General features: G+C 51.8%; 27 protein-coding genes and 10 pseudogenes. 30 read left to right on the forward strand and 7 right to left on the reverse strand.

Annotated elements, in window-relative coordinates:
• Positions 1–5 precede the first annotated feature (5 nt).
• The 3 genes from CS369_RS02695 to CS369_RS22925 are packed head-to-tail and all read left to right on the forward strand — an operon-like array spanning position 6 to position 546.
• Positions 6–218, forward strand: a complete 213-nt coding sequence (locus CS369_RS02695) for a heavy-metal-associated domain-containing protein (protein WP_195313109.1) — start codon at positions 6–8, stop codon at positions 216–218.
• The gene (locus CS369_RS22920) at positions 202–339 is read left to right on the forward strand and encodes a hypothetical protein (protein WP_244664735.1); all 138 of its coding nucleotides are present in this window, start codon (positions 202–204) and stop codon (positions 337–339) included. Before CS369_RS02695 ends, CS369_RS22920 begins: the two co-directional genes overlap by 17 nt.
• A 9-nt stretch (positions 340–348) precedes the next feature.
• Positions 349–546 (forward strand): metal-sensitive transcriptional regulator, encoded by a 198-nt coding sequence (locus tag CS369_RS22925; protein ID WP_280514703.1) that lies wholly within the window; start codon positions 349–351, stop codon positions 544–546.
• A 43-nt stretch (positions 547–589) separates the two neighbouring features.
• On the opposite strand, the gene cpxA is transcribed toward CS369_RS22925, so the two are convergent.
• Both cpxA and cpxR read right to left on the reverse strand, forming a co-directional pair.
• Complete coding sequence (gene cpxA / locus CS369_RS02705; RefSeq protein ID WP_196905879.1) at positions 590–1,963, reverse strand: envelope stress sensor histidine kinase CpxA; 1,374 nt, start codon at positions 1,961–1,963, stop codon at positions 590–592.
• Between the two features lie 16 nt (positions 1,964–1,979).
• Positions 1,980–2,678, reverse strand: coding sequence for an envelope stress response regulator transcription factor CpxR (gene cpxR, locus CS369_RS02710; RefSeq protein WP_196905880.1), 699 nt, complete (start codon positions 2,676–2,678; stop codon positions 1,980–1,982).
• 148 nt (positions 2,679–2,826) lie between these two features.
• Between cpxR and CS369_RS22930 the strand changes: the two genes are divergently transcribed.
• Both CS369_RS22930 and CS369_RS22935 read left to right on the forward strand, forming a co-directional pair.
• Positions 2,827–3,117, forward strand: a complete 291-nt coding sequence (locus CS369_RS22930; protein WP_244664737.1) for a hypothetical protein — start codon at positions 2,827–2,829, stop codon at positions 3,115–3,117.
• 15 nt (positions 3,118–3,132) lie between these two features.
• Positions 3,133–3,330 (forward strand): annotated as a pseudogene (locus CS369_RS22935) (Spy/CpxP family protein refolding chaperone); the annotation flags it as partial.
• A 238-nt stretch (positions 3,331–3,568) separates the two neighbouring features.
• Here CS369_RS22935 and CS369_RS02720 read toward each other — a convergent pair.
• Together CS369_RS02720 and CS369_RS02725 are read right to left on the reverse strand one after the other, a co-directional pair.
• A pseudogene (locus CS369_RS02720) lies at positions 3,569–4,552 on the reverse strand (tyrosine-type recombinase/integrase).
• A 69-nt stretch (positions 4,553–4,621) separates the two neighbouring features.
• Entirely contained in the window at positions 4,622–4,915 is a 294-nt protein-coding gene (locus CS369_RS02725; protein ID WP_196905881.1) for a DNA-binding transcriptional regulator, read from the reverse strand.
• Positions 4,916–5,080: 165 nt separating this feature from the next.
• Here CS369_RS02725 and CS369_RS02730 point away from each other — a divergent pair, with 165 nt between their 5' ends.
• Complete coding sequence (locus CS369_RS02730) at positions 5,081–5,305, forward strand: hypothetical protein (protein ID WP_244664739.1); 225 nt, start codon at positions 5,081–5,083, stop codon at positions 5,303–5,305.
• Positions 5,306–5,449: 144 nt separating this feature from the next.
• On the opposite strand, the gene CS369_RS02735 is transcribed toward CS369_RS02730, so the two are convergent.
• Entirely contained in the window at positions 5,450–5,683 is a 234-nt protein-coding gene (locus CS369_RS02735) for a hypothetical protein (protein WP_196905883.1), read from the reverse strand.
• Between the two features lie 150 nt (positions 5,684–5,833).
• On the opposite strand from CS369_RS02735, the gene CS369_RS02740 reads away from it, so the two are divergent.
• The 14 genes and pseudogenes from CS369_RS02740 to CS369_RS02800 all read left to right on the forward strand — a co-directional run bounded on the left by CS369_RS02740 (position 5,834) and on the right by CS369_RS02800 (position 13,942).
• The gene (locus CS369_RS02740) at positions 5,834–6,106 is read left to right on the forward strand and encodes a Cox family DNA-binding protein (protein ID WP_196905884.1); all 273 of its coding nucleotides are present in this window, start codon (positions 5,834–5,836) and stop codon (positions 6,104–6,106) included.
• Entirely contained in the window at positions 6,091–6,309 is a 219-nt protein-coding gene (locus tag CS369_RS02745; RefSeq protein ID WP_196905902.1) for a DUF4761 domain-containing protein, read from the forward strand. The genes CS369_RS02740 and CS369_RS02745 overlap by 16 nt, the downstream gene beginning before the upstream one ends.
• Positions 6,299–6,532 carry a phage filamentation protein Fil family protein gene (locus tag CS369_RS02750; protein ID WP_196905885.1) on the forward strand — a complete coding sequence of 78 codons (234 nt, stop codon included), beginning with the start codon at positions 6,299–6,301 and terminating at the stop codon, positions 6,530–6,532. The genes CS369_RS02745 and CS369_RS02750 overlap by 11 nt, the downstream gene beginning before the upstream one ends.
• A 4-nt stretch (positions 6,533–6,536) precedes the next feature.
• Positions 6,537–6,878: a DUF5347 family protein gene (locus CS369_RS02755; protein ID WP_196905886.1), complete on the forward strand. Its 342-nt coding sequence runs from the start codon at positions 6,537–6,539 to the stop codon at positions 6,876–6,878.
• 64 nt (positions 6,879–6,942) lie between these two features.
• Positions 6,943–7,119 (forward strand): DUF2732 family protein, encoded by a 177-nt coding sequence (locus tag CS369_RS02760; RefSeq protein WP_374191020.1) that lies wholly within the window; start codon positions 6,943–6,945, stop codon positions 7,117–7,119.
• The gene (locus CS369_RS25020) at positions 7,076–7,177 is read left to right on the forward strand and encodes a DUF2732 family protein (RefSeq protein WP_374191021.1); all 102 of its coding nucleotides are present in this window, start codon (positions 7,076–7,078) and stop codon (positions 7,175–7,177) included. The genes CS369_RS02760 and CS369_RS25020 overlap by 44 nt, the downstream gene beginning before the upstream one ends.
• Positions 7,174–7,743, forward strand: coding sequence for a 3'-5' exonuclease (locus CS369_RS02765; RefSeq protein ID WP_196905887.1), 570 nt, complete (start codon positions 7,174–7,176; stop codon positions 7,741–7,743). Before CS369_RS25020 ends, CS369_RS02765 begins: the two co-directional genes overlap by 4 nt.
• Positions 7,740–8,686, forward strand: a pseudogene (locus tag CS369_RS02770) (DNA adenine methylase). The gene CS369_RS02765 and the pseudogene CS369_RS02770 overlap by 4 nt, the downstream one beginning before the upstream one ends.
• The gene (locus tag CS369_RS02775; protein ID WP_196905888.1) at positions 8,686–9,600 is read left to right on the forward strand and encodes a DNA cytosine methyltransferase; all 915 of its coding nucleotides are present in this window, start codon (positions 8,686–8,688) and stop codon (positions 9,598–9,600) included. The pseudogene CS369_RS02770 and the gene CS369_RS02775 overlap by 1 nt, the downstream one beginning before the upstream one ends.
• Positions 9,597–12,140, forward strand: a pseudogene (locus CS369_RS02780) (replication endonuclease). The gene CS369_RS02775 and the pseudogene CS369_RS02780 overlap by 4 nt, the downstream one beginning before the upstream one ends.
• 92 nt (positions 12,141–12,232) lie before the next feature.
• Positions 12,233–12,562, forward strand: coding sequence for a ClpX C4-type zinc finger protein (locus CS369_RS24815; protein ID WP_196905889.1), 330 nt, complete (start codon positions 12,233–12,235; stop codon positions 12,560–12,562).
• Positions 12,562–13,239, forward strand: a pseudogene (locus tag CS369_RS02790) (DNA adenine methylase). The gene CS369_RS24815 and the pseudogene CS369_RS02790 overlap by 1 nt, the downstream one beginning before the upstream one ends.
• 68 nt (positions 13,240–13,307) lie before the next feature.
• Complete coding sequence (locus CS369_RS02795) at positions 13,308–13,583, forward strand: type II toxin-antitoxin system HicA family toxin (RefSeq protein ID WP_196905903.1); 276 nt, start codon at positions 13,308–13,310, stop codon at positions 13,581–13,583.
• Complete coding sequence (locus CS369_RS02800; protein WP_196905890.1) at positions 13,580–13,942, forward strand: type II toxin-antitoxin system HicB family antitoxin; 363 nt, start codon at positions 13,580–13,582, stop codon at positions 13,940–13,942. Before CS369_RS02795 ends, CS369_RS02800 begins: the two co-directional genes overlap by 4 nt.
• 438 nt (positions 13,943–14,380) lie before the next feature.
• Here the strand turns inward: CS369_RS02800 and CS369_RS02805 are convergent.
• Positions 14,381–15,443 (reverse strand): annotated as a pseudogene (locus CS369_RS02805) (phage portal protein).
• 35 nt (positions 15,444–15,478) lie between these two features.
• Positions 15,479–17,170 carry a terminase large subunit domain-containing protein gene (locus tag CS369_RS02810; protein ID WP_196905891.1) on the reverse strand — a complete coding sequence of 564 codons (1,692 nt, stop codon included), beginning with the start codon at positions 17,168–17,170 and terminating at the stop codon, positions 15,479–15,481.
• Positions 17,171–17,323: 153 nt separating this feature from the next.
• Here CS369_RS02810 and CS369_RS02815 point away from each other — a divergent pair.
• The 10 genes and pseudogenes from CS369_RS02815 to CS369_RS02860 form a co-directional block, all read left to right on the forward strand.
• Positions 17,324–18,163, forward strand: a pseudogene (locus tag CS369_RS02815) (GPO family capsid scaffolding protein).
• Between the two features lie 25 nt (positions 18,164–18,188).
• Positions 18,189–19,226 carry a phage major capsid protein, P2 family gene (locus CS369_RS02820; RefSeq protein ID WP_196905892.1) on the forward strand — a complete coding sequence of 346 codons (1,038 nt, stop codon included), beginning with the start codon at positions 18,189–18,191 and terminating at the stop codon, positions 19,224–19,226.
• 42 nt (positions 19,227–19,268) lie between these two features.
• Positions 19,269–20,072 (forward strand): annotated as a pseudogene (gene gpM / locus CS369_RS02825) (phage terminase small subunit).
• Between the two features lie 97 nt (positions 20,073–20,169).
• A complete protein-coding gene (locus CS369_RS02830; protein ID WP_196905894.1) occupies positions 20,170–20,664 on the forward strand; it encodes a head completion/stabilization protein in 495 nt (164 codons plus the stop codon).
• The gene (locus CS369_RS02835; RefSeq protein ID WP_196905895.1) at positions 20,664–20,864 is read left to right on the forward strand and encodes a tail protein X; all 201 of its coding nucleotides are present in this window, start codon (positions 20,664–20,666) and stop codon (positions 20,862–20,864) included. The genes CS369_RS02830 and CS369_RS02835 overlap by 1 nt, the downstream gene beginning before the upstream one ends.
• Positions 20,855–21,157, forward strand: a complete 303-nt coding sequence (locus CS369_RS02840; protein ID WP_196905896.1) for a phage tail protein — start codon at positions 20,855–20,857, stop codon at positions 21,155–21,157. The genes CS369_RS02835 and CS369_RS02840 overlap by 10 nt, the downstream gene beginning before the upstream one ends.
• Positions 21,141–21,677: pseudogene (locus CS369_RS02845) on the forward strand (lysozyme); the annotation flags it as partial. The gene CS369_RS02840 and the pseudogene CS369_RS02845, both read left to right, overlap by 17 nt.
• Before the next feature lie 237 nt (positions 21,678–21,914).
• Positions 21,915–22,229: a peptidase gene (locus tag CS369_RS02850; protein ID WP_244664740.1), complete on the forward strand. Its 315-nt coding sequence runs from the start codon at positions 21,915–21,917 to the stop codon at positions 22,227–22,229.
• A gap of 9 nt (positions 22,230–22,238) precedes the next feature.
• The gene (locus CS369_RS02855) at positions 22,239–22,697 is read left to right on the forward strand and encodes a phage tail protein (protein WP_196905898.1); all 459 of its coding nucleotides are present in this window, start codon (positions 22,239–22,241) and stop codon (positions 22,695–22,697) included.
• Positions 22,694–23,113 (forward strand): annotated as a pseudogene (locus CS369_RS02860) (phage virion morphogenesis protein); the annotation flags it as partial. The gene CS369_RS02855 and the pseudogene CS369_RS02860, both read left to right, overlap by 4 nt.
• Positions 23,114–23,141: the final 28 nt, after the last annotated feature.

Below are 23,141 nucleotides of genomic sequence, written 5' to 3' on the forward strand. Positions count from 1 at the left end.
ATTTTATGTCCTATGCTACAATCAACGTCCAAGGTATGTCCTGCGGCGGCTGCGCCAGTAAGGTCAAGAACGCGCTGGAAGCGCTTAATGGGGTTCAGGGTGTGCAGGTCACGCTGGAAACCGGTCTGGTAAACGTGGAGTACAATGAGACAGAAAAAGCCAACCCAGACGTCTTCCGCGACACTGTCGAAGGACTCGGCTTTGACGTCGTCGCGTAAATACGAGTTTTGTGCCGCTGCCACTGAAGCGGCCAATTCTGCCGATGACCCGGATGTTCGCCGTGTGGTTCAGCCGCGTAAAAAAGCGCTGCTGAACCGGCTCAATCGGATTAACGGTTAGGTTAACGGCATCGGTCAGATGATCGAACAAGACCGTTATTGCATTGATATCCTCAATCAGATTTCTGCGGCGCGTTCCGCGCTTAATGCTGTCGCCAATCAATTGCTGGCCGATCACACCAACGGCTGCGTGCGTAAGGCGGTATTGGACGATGGCGGGGAAGCAGCGATCGCGGAATTGCTGCAAGTGATTCAGCGTATGCGCTAGCGGGGCGGCGCAACGCGCCGTACCCCACGTGTACATTCTGTGCTTAGCGTTCGTTCAGCGGCAGCCAGATGGTCAGACGTAACCCCCCTAACGGGCTGTCTCCTGCTTTAACCCAGCCTTTATGTTGTGTAATCGCATTCTCCACAATCGCCAACCCTAATCCGGTACCGCCCGATGCCCGATCGCGCGCCTCATCGGTGCGATAGAACGGGCGGAAGATTTGCTCGCGATCTTCCGGGTTAACGCCGGGGCCATCATCGTCAACGTTAATAGTTATCCCTTGATTATCAACGGAAAAGTCGACGCTGATATGGGTGTTTGAGTAACGCAGGGCGTTGCGCACCACGTTTTCGAAAGCGCTTTCCAGTGCGAAACGGTTACCGAACAGCGGCCAGGGGCCGGGTGGATAGGGCACGTCCAGCGTTTTACCCATTTGCTCGGCTTCAAAGCGGGCATCGTCCAGCACGTCTCCCCACAGTTCGTCGGCGCGGATATATTCACGCCCCAGCTCGTTCTTGTGCTGGTTGCGGGATAACACCAGCAGGTCGTTGATCATGCTGTCCAGCCGCTGCGTTTCGGTTTCAATGCGGTTCAACTCGTTGTTTTCGCCCTGGCGACGGCGCAGCAGCGCAGTAGCCAATTGCAAGCGTGTCAACGGTGTGCGCAGTTCATGGGAGATATCAGAAAGCAGACGCTGTTGCGCGGTAACCATGCGTTCCAGCGCGCTGACCATTTGGTTAAAGCTGACGCCAGTGGCAAGGAACTCTTGCGGCCCAGCTTCAAGCTCAGGGTGCTGGCGCAGGTTGCCTTGCGCCACTTCATCGGCAGCAATTTTCAGCTTACGCGCCGGTTTTGCCAGGCTCCAGGACAGCCAGAGCAGCAGCGGTGTGCTGATAAGCATAGTGACAATCAATAACAACAGCGGGCGGTCCAACAGCAAATTGATAAAATCGGACTGCGGGCTGTTCGCCATGCGGATCAGATAAACCTGGTAATTATCCTCACCGTCGCGCACGGAAAACGGCCCGAGCAGCTCGAGCCGACCATAATTTTTCTTCTGCGGATGGTCAGCATTATCGGACTGGCCGATAAAGTTACGCACAATCTGCATTTCAGTTTTTTGCAGCGTACCGAAAATGCGCCCTTCACTCGTGACGAAAACTAGACGCTGCCCCGGCGGTGACCATTTTTCGATCACGCGAAACAGGCGTCGCCACCAAAACAGATCGTTGGGCGGCTCGGCGGCAAGATCGGCTTCGATATGCTGTTCCAGCATCACGCCCTGACGATACTCGTTTTCCAGCAGCGCTGTCATCTGGCGTGAGTCCAGCTTGGGCAACATCAGCACCAGCATGAGCACCAATGCCAGCGTCAGCCAGAAAATGGCGAAAATGCGCGAAGTCAAACTGTCGATCATGCCGCAGCTACCTATTTTAACTTATTGATACCATTAAATAACCGCGTCCGCGCAGCGTCTTGAACCAGGGTTGCCCGTCTTTACGCTCCGGCAGTTTACGTCGCAGGTTGGAAATGTGCATGTCTATCGCACGATCGAACGGAGTCAGACGTTTACCCAGCACTTCCTGACTGAGATGCTCGCGCGACACCACTTGTCCCAGCCGCTGCGCCAGCAGGTAGAGCAGCGTGAACTCGGTGCCGGTGAGATCCAGCACTTCGGTGTCGAAGCTCGCTTCCTGGCGCCCCGGATTAAGGCGCAAACCGTCCACTTCAACGGTCGGTGAACCGTTATCCGTGGTTTGCTGCTGCTCGGTCCACGATGAGCGGCGTAAAATGGCGCGAATACGGGCCACCAGTTCACGATCGTTAAACGGTTTAGGCAGATAATCATCTGCCCCCAGTTCTAGTCCCAGAACGCGATCCAGTTCGCTACCGCGCGCGGTTAGCATGATGACGGGCGTCTGATGCTGCTGCCGTACCTCTTTCAAGGTGTCGATGCCGTTTTTCTTCGGCATCATGACGTCCAACAACAGCAAATCTACCGTACTGTCCAATACGTTTAATGCCTGTTCGCCATCGTGGGCAACGACAACGTTAAAGCCTTCCATTTCGAGCAACTCTTTCAACAAAGCGGTGAGTTCTTTGTCGTCATCCACCAACAGAATCTTGTTCATGATTAGGCTACCTCCAGGGGCAAAATACGTCATAGATCGACGCTATTCCATGACTTTACGTAGTTTTACATCCTCTGATGCATGTTTGCAGCAAGGTGTTTACACTTGTGTTCATTGATTCACAGATTGGCGCATTGTACCGGGGGTGATGATGCTACAGCGCATAAAAATCTCTCTCATTTTATTGCTGATGTTCGGTGTTGTTAACGCATCAGTAGCCGATAGCGATAGTGCGTCACTGCCTGGTTGGCACCCTGGCGATGCAGCCTTGCGAAACGCCATCAGTCAGCGCGGTCTGTTTGACGGTGTGAAACTGACGGAACAACAGCGTCAACACCTGCGTGACCTGATGCAACAGGCAAGGCAAGATGCGCCCGTGCTGTACTTAAATGATATAGAAAAAATGCACACTTTGGTGACCGCAGAGAAATTTGATTAAGCGGCCGTCAGAAAACAGATTTCGCAGATGATGCAAGCACAGGTCGAGCGCCAGATAGAAATGACGCGCGTGCGCAATCAAATGTATAACTTGCTGAATTCTGACCAAAAAACAGTTCTGGAACAGCGTTATCAACAGCGAATGAACGAGATGCGGCAGCAGTTATCCCAAGCTGAAGCATCCATGTTTCCCCTGTGGAGCGCTGAACAGTGAACCGAATCCCTGAGTAACCCTGTAGTGTGTAGTGAGAGTAGTAAGAAGTTGATTTCCTTGCCATAGACACCATCCCTGTCTTTTAGCCCATCCATGATGGAGGGCCTTTTTTTGCGCCTTTTTAGGATAAAGCTTTCAAAAACAGTTGCCGATTAAGCGATTACAAGCAATCACAAGCGGTTAAAAAGTGGTCAATAATGGGCCATTTTCCGCAAGTGTGGACAACATGTGGACGATCTTAAACATCAATTTTCCCTCGCAATGGGTTGAGGGTAATTGCGTGTTGCATGTAGTCCGGGGCAAGGTGAGCATACGTCATAGTTTGCTGTATGCTGGCGTGCCCTAAGATCTGCTGTAATGCCACAAGGTTTCCTCCGTTCATCACAAAATGGCTGGCAAACGTGTGACGCAAAATGTGCGATGCCTGGCCTTTGGGAATGTCTGGCTTTACCGCTCTGATTTGCTCACAGAACGCCGGATAATCCACTTTAAACAGCTTTCAGGTTTCACGGGTTTTGATGATCTGTGAAACTTCCTCCGATATGGGGATCGTTCGGTTCTTGCCGTTTTTCGTTTCCATGAATGTTACCCTGCTGTTTATCACTTGCTCAGCCCGTAATGAGCTGGCCTCACCCCACCGTGCGCCAGTGCTCAGGCATAACACTGCCAGCCTGTATGCATCGCCATCCAATACCGATAAAAGCCGTTCGATCTCTGGTGCTGTCAGAAACGTAACAACAGGCTGTTTTTCTGGCAGGGGCGGCAACCCTTTTAACGGGTTTTCTCCTGCGTAGATTTCCAGCTTTATGAGTGCGGAAAACATACCTGATAGCCGATACATATCACGATTGATTGTTGATGAACTGATGCCACCTGTTAATCGCATCGTGTGAAATTCCAGTATAGAGCGCTTATTGATGCGGCAGATCTCCGGGTCGTTCATCTGTGCAACCGTTCGTTTTAAATGTCGGTGCTCAATCAGTCCGTTCTTCACATTCTGGCCGTGGTAGAGCCACCATAGCGCAACCAGTTCGCTTAACTGGCGATGCTCAACACCGTAACCGTGCTGCCACTCTTTTTTGTCCGTTCTGGACAACGTATAACGCTCAAACGCTACCGCTTCCGTCTTTTTATCAAACTGCCACCGGATACGTTTTCCGTTACGTCCGATGGGGCGAATGTCCACTTCAAATCGACCATCATCGAGCTTCTTAATTGCCATAAGAAAGCCCTCCGGCGGTCATTTCACTGTCTTGGTAGCAAATAGTGAAAATGTAATGTTTATAAAGCGTTAACCAATCTGTTTCTCTGAGTGGCCTGATTGCGTTGAGTCTGGCCCAATGTGTGCGAGAGCCGGTGCAATCTGACCAGCTTCCGGCGCTGTCTTATCTGTCATCAGCCACAGGGTGTATTTTTGGAACCGTTGGTGGGTAGTTATCTTCACCAATGCATTTCCTCCTGGCTCAAACAACCCCGTTTCATACTTCGTTAATGTTCCAATAGGTAATGCTATGATTTCACAGAATTTCTTTTGGCTGAGACCCTCAGCCGTCCGTATGGCCTTGATTTTTTCACTGAGTTTCATTTGATACCATCCTAATTAGAAAATACATTTCCCTTCTTCTCTCCTATATAAGAAAGAGCAAGAGCGAGAGCGCAGAAAATCAACCGCAAACATAAGCCACAATAAGCAAATGTAAGCGGTTGGCGATCGAAAGAGAGTATCACGACACACTGAATGGGTGAACGGATGAGCAAAGAGAATAAAGCGCAACCAAGAATATTTCGAGCAGGATTGAGTGATAGTGAGTTGGTTGTATTCTTGCGTGATGTCGCCAAAAAACTGGAAACCCGCGAATTGATCATTGAAAGTCCTGGAAGACTCCGAGCTAAGGCTGATGCTATTGAAGATGAATTAGTACGGATGAAATCTGACATTGATTTATTTGTGGTGGGTTATTTTGACGTCACCTAAAAAGTGAATGGGTACGACGATAAAAGCAGAAAAGCGAATGGTGAAGAATTATTATTAATTGCTGAGTCTGCGATAAAGGAAATGAAGAAAGCGGCCAGTAACAAGGGATTGAATATTAGCCGCCAAGAAGTAGAAGTGATTAGATTAATTAGTACCGCTCTCGGTATCAGTAGGCTTATGATTTAAAAATCTTTCAACCATTTCATGAATGGCGGAATAAAATTCATCATAATGTACAGAATACGGATCACGCACTACAACATTGTGGAATGGTAATTGATTGGCAACGATAGTTAACAATTTATTGAAATTATCACCAGTTAAAGCAACTTTGATAATTTCATTTGTTTCTTTAGTGATAAACGCACTATCAGACATGAATAAGCCCTTTTGTGGGTGGTTGGTTGTTTTGCCTATGGTTCCGCCCAGAACAGAGTAGGCACAGCAAAGATACCACAAAACCACGCTCCGGACGTGGCTAAAAACTCCGGCATACATTCCATTAATTAACAATAGGGAGTCGAAATAATGGCTGATGGTATTTATGAGGTTCGCTATCCAGTTGATGCCGTGCCGTATCAGAAGTTTGCAGAGCTGATCGGCAAGTCTGACGCAGCAGTGAAAGGGATGGTTGATGCAGGCAAGTTGCCGCTGGTTCCGTGGGTTAACCCAGAAAACCCCAACCCGCGCCGTGCTGAAAATTGGGTATTTATACCCGAGTTCAATCGCGCAATGCGTGATGCGTATATGAACCGCCGGAAAGAACAGCGTGATGCGTGGCTATTATGGTTGGGGCTTTAAGTAATTTGGGGGCCGCTTTTGCATTGGTTCAATTAGATGATAAGGCCTCGCTTTATCGCGGATTCACTATTTTGAAACTACCGCGAAAAAAGCCCTATGTAGTGCGTTATCAAATAACACGCGGAAGCGATTATTTAGGTTTGGATTTTGCTTTATCAGAAGCTTGTAAAACAATTGATGAGATTCTTAATCATGCAAAATGAAACCGTAATTAGCGTTGCGCCTTTCCTCAAATTTCAGTCACCCGCACCTAAGCAGAGCGTTTACGCAACCTGCCGTAATGCCGGATGGTTTGAACATTCTAACGGGCGTCGTTGCTCACCAAAACCGCAGCAAGTTTATTTTCATCCACAAAGCAACAAGCCCTACATACCAGAAAAAAAACGCCGCAGTTGGTTTGCGCGCCTGATAGGTGTAAAGGCGTAGCGCCATGGCTAACACAGAACCCGCCCGCGCCATTGAGATTGGTATAAGCGCCAGGGTTGAGGGGCTAAACCATATTGCAGCATTACGGGGTAAGTTTTTCCCGGCAAATGGTGAAAAGGATATGTGTCGCTTTATCGATGATATGCGCGATAAATACGAACCGGGTTATCACGATAACATTCGCGTTCTGTCAGCCATGTTTGATTTGGCTGATATTGATAAGGAACGGCAGCGTTTGAAATTTAATGAACTGACAACTGACGAGAAAGAACGGCTGATTAAAGCAATGAATAAGCTCAAGGCAGTTGTGAGTTTATTCCCCAAAAATCTAATTTTACCACTGTAATAAATCCAGTTTTTAAAGGCGTAAACCCGCCGGGAATTCTATTACCTGAAAAAAGGAAATCACCATGAGAAATGCAGAAGTTAAACAAATGCGAGTAGCAGATAACAATGCGCTTGTTGGCTTGTTAGCCAAAGCGCGTCAGGAAGAAAAAAAAGACCAGCATTTAGCCTTTTTCAATTCGCCTTGCCACTCTGTCTATTCACGCACAGCAAAAAGAGTATTCCGCCGTAGAGATCATTGAGTTGCTGCGCAAAGAGGCGGAACGGTTTGAACACTCAGCACAGGAGATCATTGCATGAACCACGTAATGATAGCTGTTGAAGCCATGGGTAAAAAAACGACTGCCCCACTTATGGTTGTTGGAGCTGTTTTCTTTGACCCCGCTACCTGTTCGCTAGGTGCGCAGTTTTACACCCGAGTGGATATTGAAAGTTGCCTTATCAAAGGGACGATTCCAGAAGGGGACGCTATTGAATATTGCCTACGTTTAGGTAGCGATGAGAGGGCAAAATTAATTAGCGATGAGAACCCTAACTTATGGGATGCAGGAGGAAAATTCTACGACTGGTTGACTGCTAACGCTGATGATTTGGCAACGCTTGGGGCATGGTCAGGAAAGCCGAGTATTGAATTTTCCATTTTAAGACGCTCTTTTAGTTTGTCTTTTGATGGCATTCCATGGCCTCGTGGCAAGGAATGGGGATCTGATGGAATTATCGCATTAGGGATGCATTTTGGCTTAGAGCCGCTATCAACTTACCAAAGAAGCGATATTGAACATGCAATTGCGTTAGATAGAGCCATTAATCAAGTGCATTTGTTGTTTGCTGCACAGCGCGCAATTGCTCAAGGGGGCCAGTTATGATCCGCCCGTTCATCAAATGGGCGGGGGGTAAAACCCGTGTCCTGCCTGATTTGCTCCTTCATCTGCCGAAAGGTGATTGTCTTATAGAGCCGTTCGTTGGCGGTGCGTCTGTATTTCTGAATACAGATTATCGTCGCTATGTGCTGGCTGATATCAATACTGATTTGATTAATTGCTATCGTGTCGCCGCTACTGATACGGAATCGTTAATTTCAGTGGCAAAGGCTTTATTTCAGCATGGCAACAATAAAGATGAATATTCGGCACGCCGCCGCAGTTTCAACTATCAGCGCAATACGGGAAACGCCACAAGCATAGAGCTCGCCGCATTGTTTTTGTATCTGAACAGGCACGGCTATAACGGTATGTGCCGTTATAACCGCCAAGGTGATTTTAATATCCCATACGGGCAATACAAAAATCCCTATTTCCCTGAACAGAAAATCAGACAGTTTGCAGAAAAAGCAAACGACACTAAAGCTGTTTTTATCGTGGCAGATTTCCGCAAAACCCTGACAAGCACAGCGATAAACAAAAGCAGCGTTATCTATTGCGATCCGCCCTATCTGCAAACCAGTGAAACAGCCAATTTTACGCAATATCACACCGCGGCATTCGCGCCAGACGATCACCGGGAATTAGTGGTGGCACTGTTTCACGCCAACCGTGAAACCGGCGCACCAATCGTTATCTCAAACAGCGACCTCCTGCCACGCGCGAGATTTACCAGGGATTCCAGTTTCATGAAATCAGCGTTTCCCGCTCGCTCGGTGCAGCAACTGCGTCACGAAAAAAGGCCAAAGAAGTGATTGGCGTGCTGAAAACCTGCGACGGCTGCGGACGTGCGGGTGGCGGTTGCTGCCCTGATTGTGGCCCATGCATGGGTGATGCGACGTATCAGGAAATGGTTGCATCCGGTGCGTTTGATGGGGAGGCGTTCTGATGGATGCAATAGATCTTTTCGCTGGTTTTGGTGGTTTATCAACAGGTGCAAGAATGGCGGGCATTCGTATCGTGTGGGCTGCAAACCACTGGCCCGAGGCTGTTAAGTGGCACAGCGCAAATCATCCCCACACAGAGCATATTTGCCAAGATTTACATCAGGCTGATTGGTCGCTGGTTCCTGCCCATGATTTGCTTCTCGTATCCCCCTGCTGCCAGGGGCATAGCAAGACGCAAGGTAAGACAAACAGAAATCCACAGCATGACGCAAGTCGCTCAACTGCGTGGGCTGTTGTATCTGCCGCTGAGTATCACCGGCCGTCATTCGCTATTGTCGAGAACGTACCAGAGTTTTTGCAGTGGGAGCTGTATCCATCGTGGTCAGTAGCGATGCAGGCGCTTGGGTATTCACTTTCTCCTCATATCGTTTACTGTGCAGATCTTGGCGTGCCGCAAAACCGAGTGCGCATGTTTATTGTGTGCTCACGCAGCAAGGCTCCCATGTACTTGGAGTTACCAAGATATGAGCACATGTCAGCCGCATCTTTTATCAATCTTGATGTAGGCAAATGGTCGCTGATTGAGCGTAACGGCCGAGCAAAGGCAACGCTTGAACGCGTAAAAAACGGGCGTGAACAATACGGCGACCGCTTTCTGATGAGTTATTACGGCAACACAAAATCAGGAAGGGATATCAACAGACCGATAGGCACAATCACCACCCGCGACTGTTGGGCGATTATCGACGGTGACAGAATGCGCATGCTGACGGCCGATGAAAACATGTTGGCAATGACCTTCCCACGAGATTATTTGCGCCCGGACAACCACAGATTAACCGTTAATATGGCGGGTAATGCGGTTCCTCCTGTTGCTATGAGTCGAATCATTAAAGCGGTGAGATCTCAAACATGAGCCTATGGGCCTACTCGTGGAATGCTCCACGTTCAGCGATCTCCGCACCACCGGGGATCGCTGATTCATTTCATGCCTTAAACACTGCGCCTGTTGAGTCTCACCAGACCGTAACGCGACACCTTGAGCGGCAGATAGCACAAGCAGTACTACCTGCTGCAATGAATTTTAACCAGGCGGTGGCGTATCTGGATCACTTGGAGCCTAACGCCACCTTTCTGCACATTCGACACGATACCGCTGAAACTTTGCGGCAAGAACATCTGCAAGCCTCGCGCGACTGGATGAACACACCGGAAGGTGTTGAAAGCCGTTTACACGAACAACCGTTTTTTATCCGCTACACTTACCGGCAAAAAATCGAATGGTTGCGCATCAATCGAGAGCCGCGACACGTCAGCGCCTTTTTCATGGGAACCGTGAAAAAAGCCCTGCTGCGTCTTGATGCTGTGCGCACCCGGCAAGGGGTACGCGATGGTTTTACATCTGAGCTTGCAAGCTACTGACGCACGCGCTGGCAACATCTTGCCGAATTTACCAAGCATGAGGTGATTAGCGCCAGTCATGCTATCGCGGCCAGCCTCGCGGAAATGTTTGAAACCGAATGCGGCAACACATTGCCCTCTGATATGACGAATGACGAGATTCAGGCGCTTTTTTGGCATCTTGGGCGTGAAATGCTGGCGTTGCGGGTTACCCCTCCCTGCTGGGGCGTAATTATTGGTGATGAAGTATCACGACACCGTATCTGCTCGGCAATCTTGCGCATCACCAATGCAGATTGGTGGGGGCGTAAGTTGTGGTGTTTACGCTGCGAATGGCGTGAAAACCAGTTTCGTGCCATTGGCGTGATCCACAAAAAACGCATGCCCTATGTAAGCCTTGATGCGCTTAACCTGTGGCAAGAGCAACGCCGCAAAAACCGTGAGTATTTCAAAGCGCATGAACTGGTTGATGAGGATGGTAACGTCGCCTCGTTAGAAAACATGGTGTACGCCAGCATCAGCAATCCGGTTATCCGTCGCCATGAATTGATGGGACGCATGGAAGGTGTAGAGCTGGTCGCTATATCGCGCAGTGATGAAGGAGTATTTCTTACCATTACGTGCCCGTCACGCTTTCACGCCAATATCCAAAACGGGCACCAAAACCCCAAATGGGATCACACTTCCCCCCGTCAGGGACAGCGCTACTTATGCCGCACCTGAGCTAAAGCAATGTCAAAGCTAAATCGCCGTGGCCTGCGTCCCTATGGTTTCCGCGTTGCCGAGCCACATCACGACGCTACACCGCACTGGCATGTTTTGCTGTTTATGCCACCAAACGACCGAAAAGAAATCGTCAGTATTTTACGCGAGTATTTCATTGCTGAAGATCGCGCGGAACTGGGGCGCAATACCGGTGCACGCTTTAAAGCGAAAAGGCTCGATCCAAAGAAAGGCAGCGCAACGGCCTATGTTGCCAAATACATCAGCAAGAATATCGACGGTTACGCACTGGAAGGTGAACGGGATACCGAAACCGGCAAGCCACTAAAAGAAACCGCCAAGTTTGCTATGGCCTGGGCGTCTCAACATAACATTCGCCAGTTCCAGCCATTTGGTTTACCACCGGTAACGGTCTGGCGCGAACTGCGTCGCTTGGCGAATCAGTTAACGGCAGCGCAGAAAGAAGCAGGCATATTCAAGCGTGGTGCTGCACAACTTCAGGATCCCGCCATGGATGAGGTACTTGCTGCCGCTGATGTAGGCTGCTTTGCGTCGTATATCGAAAAACAAGGCGGCGTGCTGATCCCCCGTGAACGTTACACCGTGCGCATCGCCTACGAGGATGCACAAGAGCAAAACGAATACGGCGAGACACCAGAAAAAATCTTTGGCGTTTTCTCCCCGCGTTTGGGCGAGCTATCCCGCATTTGTACCCGTCTCGTTAAGTGGAAAATCCGCAAAAAACAGGCATCAGACGCAGGCGCTAATGATAGCACTGGGCGTGGGTTGGCAGTTACGCCGCCAACCGGCGGCGCTTGGAGTTCTGTCAATAACTCTAAGGGCGACGAAAAAATAGATATTCCAGAATGCTTAAACGGGGATACCTGCACCAGATGTGATCAGTCCGATGGAGAGATTGGCAGGACGTCTGAACAAGAAAACATCGACTTTGACCACATGACCGACAAAGAACGGCGCGCCTTGCTCAATCGGTTACGAACCCAGCCGCCGGATCGGCGGCATAACCATCACTCGTCTACAAATCAGCTACCTGAATCAACAGAAAAACAGACTGTTAGTAAGCGGTCGGACGACTGGCGCGCGAGTATTACCGATTTTGCCCATTCGTTGGGATGGGATATCAGCACGGGAGAATTGCAGCGACTGGAGACAGGCAACGCGATCACGCTTGCCGGCCACAGTTCCGTGGCCGGTGCTGATGGCTGTTTGTACCGCACCCAGGCGAGAAGGCAAAAAGTTGCTGAATACCAGGATAAAGCAGCGACGTTGCTGCAACGGGTTGCGGCATTAGGAGAGGTTTCGCAGTCATAACCGACTGTGTTGGCCAACGCATCGAGCACAGTCAGAAATGATGTCGCTGAAGCACAGTTAAAAATATCTATGTGGTACCACAAGGGGGAGTTATGACATTACCAACAGGTAAAGAAGTGCCTAAGTACACAAATAAAGACATGAAAATCATGGGTATTTCATCGCTATTACAAACCATCATGCTCAATGAAAATTTAACGCCGGGTGAGCTTGTGGGGTGTGCCGAATCCGTCAGAAATGGCTATCAGGCGTTGAAACGTGAAGGGATGACCGCTGTTGACGGTGAATTACGGTGCTCATTCTGTAATGTACCGAAAGCTGAACCCAAGAAAATCATTGTCGGGCCGGGGAATGTCTGTATCTGCGATGGGTGTGTTTGGCTTTGTGTCGGAATACTCAAACCAAATGCGGAGGCAAAATAATGGGCTATCTGGGCAGCAAGGCGGCATCTGGCGCGTATCAGAAAATCATTGCCAATATGCTGCCGCACGATACGTACATAGAAACGAATTTGGGCGGCGGCGCTGTGATCCAGCGCAAGCCACCGGCGCTACGGAGCATAGGGATAGATATTGATGAGGACGCATTGAAAAATTTCGAGTTTACGCATCAGTTATCGCACGTCAACCTGGTAAGCCGCGATGCGGTGGAATACCTGCGTATGTTCGATTTTTCCAGCGCGGGCCGGGTACTGATTTATGCCGATCCGCCCTATCTGCCCGAAACACGCACCAGTCGGAACCGTTACCGCTACGAATACACCACCGATGACCACCGTGCATTGATCGCCACGCTGCGGCGTGTCCCGGCCAGCGTGATGATTTCCGGCTACCCTTCCGCGCTTTATGATGATCTGTTGCATGACTGGCGCGCTATTGAGTTTTAGGTGATGACGCGTGGCGGTGTCAGGACGGAAAAACTATGGATGAATTATCCAGAAGGTGCGGCATATAGTGCGTCGTTTGCGGGGCAAGACTATATCGATCGGCAACGCATCAAACGCAAGGCGCAGCGTTGGGCGGCGAAGTACCGGGCAATGCCACCGGCGGAGCGATTAGCAGTGATGGCCGAGCTAAACAAAATTGATAGAGCTCATTGACTTCACTAATTGACTTCATGAAAAGAGTATCTATAATGACTTCAAAAGGTGACTTCATGGAACAGGCAATGCAGGAAAAAATAGCCAGTCTGAGAAAAAAACAGTGGGAAACGTTGAATCAGATTTTCAAGACGCCGGTACTTTCTGGTGTTAAATGGTCAAGTATTGAGTCACTTATTACAGCGTTAGGCGGTGAAATTAAGGAAGGAAGTGGATCAAGAGTACGATTTTTACTGAATGGGAGCATTGCTCGATTCCATCGTCCTAATCCTTCACCGGATACAGATAAAGGCGCATTGTTCAGCCTGCGTGAATGGCTGGAAAGCATAGGGGTAAAACCATGACTAAAGCACTCAATACACCAAATACGATGGTTGTTGCCGGGCAACCGGCCATCATCAGTTATGTGCCTAAAATTGGCATGTTTCGCGGTAAGTTTATTGGCTTGTCTGGCTATTGTGACTTTGTGGCCGATAGCATTGATGGGCTAAAGAGTGAGGGAGAAATCTCACTACGTGAATATCTTGAAGATTGTCAGGAAAACGGCATCGCCCCCTATGAGCGTGAAGAGAAAGTGAAAACGTTCACCCTCCGCTACCCTGAATCATTCGGAGAACGGCTGACCGTTGCTGCCGCTGAACATCAGGTTTCAGTGAATGCGTTTATTGTTGAAACACTGAACGAACGAATGAAACACGCGTAATGATCACCTGCTTCAGCGGGTTTTCTTTTGCCTGAAAATCACTGCAAGATCATGCACGATAATGCACAAATTTTTTGATGCTATTTTTTCCCTTTGCGCCCTGCGCCTGAGCGGTTTTGGCTGGGATCTGCACATGCACAAAAACACGCAGGTTTGCTGCGTGCAGGTGACGGGGGGAGAGCCCCCTCGAAGGGGGGTAGGTAGGGGGTATGTATGATTCATCGAAATGTCGCCCGGTTTTCGCCGTTCTGCGTGGTTGCCGTGCGTTTGGCAAGGTCGTGAGCAGGCTCACGCCATCGCCTCACAGCGTGGCGTTGAGGCGCGTTTGTGGATGTTGTCTATAGGTGCAATGCGGGTACTTTAGCGGGCTTGCGCTATCGGTGGCGTGAATACTTTTGAAGGAAAAACCGCCGCAGGGCGTGGCGGTGAAGTGGATTTCTATTCGGCTTTCAGCAAGGAATAAGGGTTGAAGCGGATCACTTCCATGCCCAGCCAGTCATTGACGTGCTTCAACGCCTGCATGACCGGCATCAGTTCGTTGATGGCAAACACGCGCGCGGCTTTCTCAACGTCACCGAATGAGCCGTTGCCTTCCGACATGGCCCTATCAGTTGCGGCGGCACACGGTGTGCGGCAAGGATATCGTCGCGGTAACCGATTTGATATTCAAAAACTCATCCTTGGCCGATATCTGACTGAACGGGATGATTTGTACCCCCTTCTCGCCCCCGCCTGGCGCATGCAACAGCAGGTTTTTGAAAGCCCCTTTGCCGCGCGCTTCGGTCAGCGTCTTTTTTACGCTCGCCATGCTCTTGTCATCAACCTGCGATGCACCGATGTAGATGATGCACCCGGCGTGCGATCCGTTGTCGTAGTAGAGTTTGCGGAACATGTCGGCGGAGTGTGACAAGCTGGCTAACAGCATGGCACCGATGTACTCCGGCATGCCGTAAATTTCTTGATGAATATCCGGGTTGATCACATGACACACGCTGCCGGTATCAAACTGATGCTCGTCTTTCTACTGGAGGATAAACCAATAGGTTTCCTGGTCGCTGCCGCGCCGGGTGTACTTGGCCGGGACATGACGCAATGACAGCACACCGCCGAGCCGGTTTGTTCTGCGCTCCAGGTAGCCATTACCAAACACAAACCAGTCGAGCACAAAGGCAGAGAACGCCTGCCGGGATAGCAACGGGTGCGGAATAAAACACCCGGTCAGCGCATTGCGTTTGAAATAAAGCGCTGACTGATGCCATGACGCGCTACCGAATGAACGCTCCAGCCCGTACCAGTCAATCAGGGTTTCGTAGTAACGCCCGTTATCCGCGCAATACATGTTATCCAGCAGGTCATAACTGTCACGCACCGGATAAGGGCCGTCGAAGGTGAACGCGCTTAAACCGGGTTCGTTTTTCAGTGCGGTGGCAACGTCCGGTTGCGTGGCAGTGTTGGAAGTGGCTGTGCTGGCCACCCGTGTGTAACGCTGTTTCTTGTTCATCAGAACTCCATAGCAAAACCGCCGCCGCCGAATTCCTAGCCGAGCGGTTCATTGATGATTGACAGCATGGTTGACCAGGCCAGATCGCCGTGATTTGAACCGCGCGTGCGGTCAGAGTCATAGGTAATAATGCTGCCGGGGGTGGTGATGCGGCGCACGGTGTTAAAGGCTTTGATAAGGGCTTGTTCGCTGCGGTCATACTCCCACCATCCCGCGCGGATCACCTGCAACATCTTCAACACCAACGCGCGTTTGGAAGAAACCGACATCAGGTAACAGACAGCAGCCGGAAAGAACTTTTTCACCAACTGCCAGACCCCTTCCCCGATGCCGGTGCCGTCAATGGCGATGTGCTGTACGTTGTATTTGAAGGTCAGCGCCTCGATCACTTTTGCCTGTTCTTCAAACTCAAGCCCGCGTATCTGCTGGGTTTCGATGGTGCGGAATTTTCCCCCGGCGACTAATGGCGGCACGGTCACGGTAATGCTACCGCTGTCACCGTTACCGCTACCGCCGTTGGCATCGTAACCAATCCACACCCCGCGATCGGCCATGGGGCGGGATGCAAACGGCTTCCAGTCCGGCCACTCGTCGTAACCGTCGGCACTGCAACTGAACAGCAGATTAAGGTTGAAGGCGCTCTCCCCGTCACGTACAAACTCACAGCAATACAGATTCTGATATTCGTCCGTGCTGTTCTCATCCATGATTTCGTCAAGGTCGGTGTACTCCCAGCCGTGATCGATAGCGTCTTGCAAAGTGACGATCTGCCGCCAGGTTTTATCCGGGCACAGCAAGCAGCTGTTAAGCGTTTTCCATGACACATCAAAATCAATTTTCTGCGCCTTGCTGCGCTTTTCATTCCAGCGTGCCCCTGTCCAGAACGGGTAGGCTTCATGGGTTTCACTGGAGGGCGTAGAAAAATAGGTGCGGGTGAGCCCTTTCAGGGTTGCCATAGCCCCGGCGACTTTGCGCAGGTTGGCAAAGTTGCTTGTCCAGAAGAACTCATCAAAGAACAGGTTGCCGGTATAAGACTGTGCGGTAGCGGCAGAGGTGCCGAGAAAATGCAGCTCTGCGCCATTGCTCAACACGATTTTATCGCCGCCTTTCAATTCAACATCGACCTCTTGCGCCACCTGTTGAATAAAGCCACGGAACTGGTGCGCCTGGCGGCGCGATGCCGACAAAAAGATTTGATTACGCTGATAGCCATATTTCACATCATCAAGCAGCGCTTGCAACAGGGCTTCACGGGCAAAATACCAGGTTGCGCCAATCTGGCGCGATTTCAGGATCATCCGGTTACGACTTGCCCGCTCTGCATACCATCCCGTTTGATGCCAGGCCAGTGAACCGAGGATTTTTTCACGCAATGTGGCGATCTGTGCCTCCGAAAAATGGTTCTTGGCTTTGCGCTGGTGCGGTTTCTTGCTGCCTGCGGCTTCCGCTGGCTGTCCGTCGCTGAGCTTTTTCAACTGCCGCGTCAGGGCGTCCATTTCCTTCAGGTCGCCGCCGGTCTTATTCGGTTTTTGCGCAAGCTGGCACAGGCGTGTATCAATGGATTGGCTGACGCGCTGGATGGTCAGTGTTTCGTCCCATTCGTCGCGCTTCTTCCAGGCATACACCGTGTTTTGATTGATACCCATCAGGCGTGAGATTTCCGCCGGTGGGTAACCCTGCCAGTAAAGTTGTTTTGCTCTGAGCCTTACAAAAGCGTTCTGGATCATGCGCTTTCCCCCTTTGCCGGGAAGATTACCGCGCGCGATCCTGTCTGCTCTGCCTTTCAGGTCTGGCGCGTCTCCGACAAAAAACGCGTTGAGACAGCAAGTTACGCTCTTCCATCATGATGCCACTGACACCACATGACAGGACAAACAGGCATGAGAGCAACAACCAAACCCGCTCGTAAGAAATTCCGGGTTGCTGTCTCCGGATCGACCGTTGACGGGCTCGAAATCAGCCCCGAACACTTGCGCGACGCGGCCGCCAGTTACAACACTGATGTGTATGGCGCACGCATCAACGTAGAGCACTATCTTTCAATGCTGCCCAATAGCGAATTTAGCGCGATGGGGGATGTGACCGCTTTAAGCACGGAAGATATTAGCGAGGGGCCGCTTGCCGGGCGCACCGCACTCTATGCGGAAATCGAACCCTCAGCGCGCATGAAGCAGCTGACCGATGAAGGCAAAAAGGTGTACTCCAGTATTGAGTTACATCCTCAGTTTGCGCTCAACGGCAAGGCCTATGTTGTGGGGCTTGCCATGACCTACACCCCGGCCAGCCTTGGCACTGAGCGCCTCAAGTTTGCCGCCCAGCAACGCGCCCAAATCCAGGCATTCAACAAGCAGCAAGGCGAAGCCCCGCTGTTTTCTGACGCCCTTGAGGCTGAAATCATTGAACTTGCCAGCCAACACAGCGATGAGGGGAAACAGTGGTTTTCGCGCATGATGGGGATCATTGGCAAGGGCCGTAAATCAGATAGCGAACAATTCACCCAGGTACGCGAAGCGGTGTAGAACGTCGCGCAATCCCATGCTGACCTGCCGGATAAATTCAACGATCTGACGACGCAGCGCCAGCAGGACGGACAGACCATTCAGAAGTTGACTACCGAACTTGCCGCGCTCAAGCAAACGCTGGCGACACAGGATAACAGTTTCACCCAACGCCCAGCGGCCCCCGGTGCAACCAGCGGCGCACAGTTGGCCGATTTTTAAGCCCCGTTAAGCGAGAAAAACGAACATGCAAAATGACATCCGTAAACTTTACAACGAGTACCGCGCTCGTCAGGCACAACTTAACGGCGTGCAGATTGGTGACCTTGCGGCAACCTTCAGTGTTGAACCGTCGGTGCAGCAGCGTTTGGAAAAGGCTTCACAGGAAAGTGATGAGTTTCTGAAAAAAATAAACGTGTTTGGCGTAAAAGATCAGGAAGGGCAAAAAATCCTAATCGGCAGCAAAGTTCCCATTGCCAGCACCAACAACAGCAGCGACGGATCATCACGCCGTAACCCGGCAGATAATCATTCCAAAAAACCGAGCAATCATCATTGCCGCAAAGTTAACTACGATTCGGCACTTGGCTACGCCCAGCTTGATGCCTGGTCACAGCAACCTAATTTTCAGGCGCTGATCAGCCAGGCGAACGCTCAGCAAATTGGCCTTGACCGCATCATGATCGGCTTTAACGGCACCACCTACGCCGAAAAGTCTGATCGGGTGGTCAATCCGTTATTCCAGGATTGCGGCATTGGTTGGTTGCAAAAAATCCGCAATGAAGCATCCCATCGCATTATCAATGACGTCACGCTCACCTCGCGCGATGAAGATAACAAGGTGATTGTTAAAGGCACCTACGGCAACCTTGATACTGCCGTTTTTGATGCCAAAAACAGCCTGCTGGATCCCTGGCACCGTAAGGCCCCTGACCTGTTGACTGTAAGCAACTTCCCTAAACTCAACGCGCTGAGCCAAAGCAACCCCAACACCGAATTGCTGGCCGGTCAGTTGATTGTCAGTCAGGAACGCGTGGGCGGGTTACCGACTTTTCTTGCGCCTTATTTCCCGTCAGATGGCGTGTTAATCACCTCCTTCAAAAACCTGTCGGTTTATTACCAGTTGGGTGGACTGCGCCGCAGCGTGATTGAAGAGCCACAATACAACCGCATTGCGACCTACCAATCCTCTAACGACGATTTTGTGGTGGAGGATTACGGCAAGACGGCCTTTATCGACGGTATTCAGTTTGCGCAGGCGCAGTCACAAAACGGCGGCGAGTAACAGTACGGCGGGGGAAACCCCGCCCTAACGGGAGATCACGCGATGCTGACACCAGCACAGCGACATTTTCAGCGGGTAATGGCCGAGCGGCGCGGGCAGGTTGATGAACAATCAGATATCGCGCGCACGGCCCATGAAGAGATATTGCACCGACTGCACCTTGATATGGCGTCACTGAGCCGGGTGCAGTCAGACGCTACCAAAGCCGAGATGAAAAAGGCCATGTTGCCCGCCTATGAGGGCTGGATTGACGGCACGATCGAGGGTGACAGAGGGTGTCAGGATGAAGTGATTGCCACGCTGATGGTCTGGGCGATTGACTGCCAGGACAGCGCGCTTGCGCTGAAGCTGGGGCGCTATGTGGTTAAGCATGGTCTGTCTTTGCCTGCCGACCGGTTCCGCCGCGATGCGGTAACGGTATTGGTTGAGGAAATGAGTAATCCGGTGCTGACGCTGGCAACCACCGACGCAGAGACCGACCTTTCCGGTTATACCGTGACACTGGATGAAGTCGCGGAGATTGTCGCCGGAAAGGATATGCCCGATGAGGTGTGCGCCAAGCTGTGCAAAGCCCGTGCGTTCTCTCGTCGTGCAACCCGCGATGCCGAAACCAAGGGCGAAGCGCTGAAGCTGTTCCGTGAAGCTATCAGCCTCAACCCTAACGCCGGTGTGAAAAAAGAGATTGCCGGGCTGGCGCGGGCCAGGAAGACGCAGCGATAACCCATACCGCCAACGGCCGCCAGTGAAAACACGGCGGCGGCCAAACGTACCACGGTGCGTAAAGGGGCGCGCAAAACGGCAACCGGAAAAACACCCCGGCCGCGTAAAGCCACCAAACAGAATTAACGACTTCGGCCCCGTCCGACAGGCGGCGCACGCGGTGATCTGCCCGTTACGGTATTTTGACCGCGCGCCCACCGCCTGACTTTTGGGATATGTGATCATGAGTCTGGTAGCAACCAAACGCGTTACCCCTGCTGCGAGTGACGTGCCAGACATAGACGATGGCGAGGCAAGCGTGAGCGCCGGTGATTTCTGGCCGCCTATCCTGCTGCGTGAATTGCGTCTTGCGGTTCGTATCACCGGCAGTATTACCACCACGCGCCTGATGCATGTTGCCATTGAGGCGGTGATCCACGTCACCGATCAACTGGCTGACTTGCAGCAAGCGCAGGTATCCGCCGGTTATCCCACATTGCAGGCCGTGCTTGCGCCTGAGGTCAATGGCGAAAGCGTGAAGGTACACAGCTACAAGAACGCGGTTTATGCCCACAGCCGTGCGGCATTGCTGGAGCGTCATCGCGATGTGGACACCACGCCCAAAGGCGACAAGGAAACGGACACCTTCGAGAAGCAGGTAGACGATCTGTGGCGTGATGTGCGCTGGAGCATTGCCGATATCCGCGACGAAGAACGCCTGTTTGCCGAGTTGTGCTGATGATGGTTAACGCCCTTCAGGGCGATACGGTGGACTTGCTGTGTTACCGCCATTACGGCAGGTCACAGGGGGTTACCGAGCAGTTGATTGACGCCAATCCAGGCATGAGCCGCCAGATTTTCCTTAACGCCGGTCAGGCTGTTGAGTTACCGGACATTACCCGCAAAGCAGAACAGGAAACGGTGCAGTTATGGTATTAAGTGATTTGCAGCGCCTTAATGACTGGGTGACCTTCGCTATGTCAGCCATGGTCACCAGCATAGGCGTGATGACCGTCAGTGAAAAAGTGGCACTGGCCGGCCTGATTGTTGGCGTGATCACTGCCTGGCGCGACTGGTTGTTCCGGCGTCGTATCGAGCAGTCACAGCGCCGCCGCAATGATTTGATTGAGCAGATATTACGCCAGGCTGAACACCGTGCCATGACCGAATCTGAGCGCCGCGCCGTTGCCATTTTGCATCAGGGAGACGTTGACGATGAAACCCGTTGTTAAACGTTGTTCTATCGCCCTGATAGTTGCACTCGGTGTCACGCTCTCGCCTGGCGCATTGCGTAACTCGCCGGAAGCACAGCAAAAAACCGCCAGTTGGGAAGATTGCCGCCAATCGGCCTATTACTGCCCGGCGGGTGTGCTGACGGTGGGGATTGGATCTACCGGCAATGTGCAAAAACGCGAGTACAGCAACGAAGAAATTGCACGGCGCTGGGTGAACGATATGCAGCTGGCAGAAAACTGCATCAACAGCAGTTTTGAGGGGCAGGCAATGCCGCAATCGCCCTTTGATGCGATGACCGATGCGGCGTTCAACGTCGGGTGTACCGGCCTGATGTGGTTTACCAACGCGCAGGGCAGCAAGCAGCGCACCACGATTTGGAAACATGCACAGGCGCATGAGTGGGTCGCGATTTGTGGCCGGTTAACGGATTTCGTTAACAGCGACGGCAAGCGATCCGCCGGGCTCGTGAATCGCCGTACTGACTTTAAAGCCTGGTGCCTGCGTGATGTGAGTACAACGCCACGAGGCTGGCTGCTGCGCTTGGCGTGTTGCTGGCATTGGCCGTTGCCGGTTTGCTGTGGCAGACCTACCAGCGCGGTATTGATAGCGCCACCCGTGAGGCGTTAACGACCAGCGCTAACCAGCAGAGGGAAGTCTTGGCAGAAGTGCGGGCGCTGAGTACGGACACGCAAAAGATGCTGGCCGAGATACGTGCCCGTGACCAACAACGCAATGCACAAGGGGAAGAACGCCGTGAACAGATGCGCTCTGATATGCAAGCCGATACGTGCGCTAATACTGTTGTACCTGCTGCTGTCAGTGACAGCCTGCAAAAACGTGCCGCGCTCCCCCGCGATCAGCATCGTGGCAGAGCCGATACCGGAAAGCCTGACCAACCCGACGCCGACACCCGTACTGCACACGCCGGTGACCTGGGGCGGGATCGCACTGTGGAGTGATCAGTTGCGTGACTCGCTGGACACCTGCAACGACGATAAAGCCGCCATCGGCGATCTCTATCTGCGCCGGTTGCAACGCATCAATGCCGCAGCGCAAAGCGCCCACTAGGAGAACACCATGCTGAAAATTGATTCACTGCGCGATGCGCTGACCACGGCTAACACCTGGTGCCGTGCCAATCCTGAAGGGTTTACCGTCTTTGTTGAAGAGGGCGGCATTGAAACCACGGGTGAAACACCGTCATTTCTCTATCGCTATTCACTGGTGCTGTTCGTGATGAATTTCACCGGCGACATTGACGATTTTGTTTTGCCGCTGATGGCCTGGCTTTGGCAAAACCAGCCTGATTTGCTGCTGAACCGGGAAAAAAACCGCGATGTGAAATTCACAACGCTTATCAACAACGACGACAGCGCCGATGTTCTCTTTGAAATCCCGGTACGCGAGCGGGTAAAAGTGGTGCGCGCTGATGATGGCAGCGTAAAGGCAGAGCATTTACCGGAACCCCGCCCGAGACTGGCAGGCGGTGAATGGGATGCGGTACTTCAGGATATTACCTGGAGCGATCCGGTATGACAGATAACCGCTTTCACGCACTGGATGCCGTTTTTGATGACATTCTCTCGGGTGTATCTGCCGCTGGCCGTCAAAAAACGGCGCGCCAGATAGGCCAGGCGCTACGCCGCAGCCAGCAACAGCGCATCAAGGCACAGCAAAACCCAGATGGCTCTGCCTATCCGACTCGCCGCCGCAAAGTGTTACGCGCCCAGCAAGGGATCTCCTTTGTCTGGCAAGGCCAGGTGCGCCACCTGAAAAACTGGCACGTCGCGCGCGGCAAGTATGGCCGCACCCTGACCGGGTTTGATACTGACCGCAATGATATCCGCACCTTCTACCGCAGTGACATTGAGCGCTATATCGAAATCAACACCCAGGCCGTACGGCGTGCAACCACCAAAAAATCTATGGTCACCCCCGTTTTTGCAACACTGATTTTCGATTGATGTTGGGCTTGCTTAA

It is taken from the genome of Candidatus Symbiopectobacterium sp. 'North America', from assembly GCF_015762685.1.
Lineage (GTDB): Bacteria > Pseudomonadota > Gammaproteobacteria > Enterobacterales > Enterobacteriaceae > Symbiopectobacterium.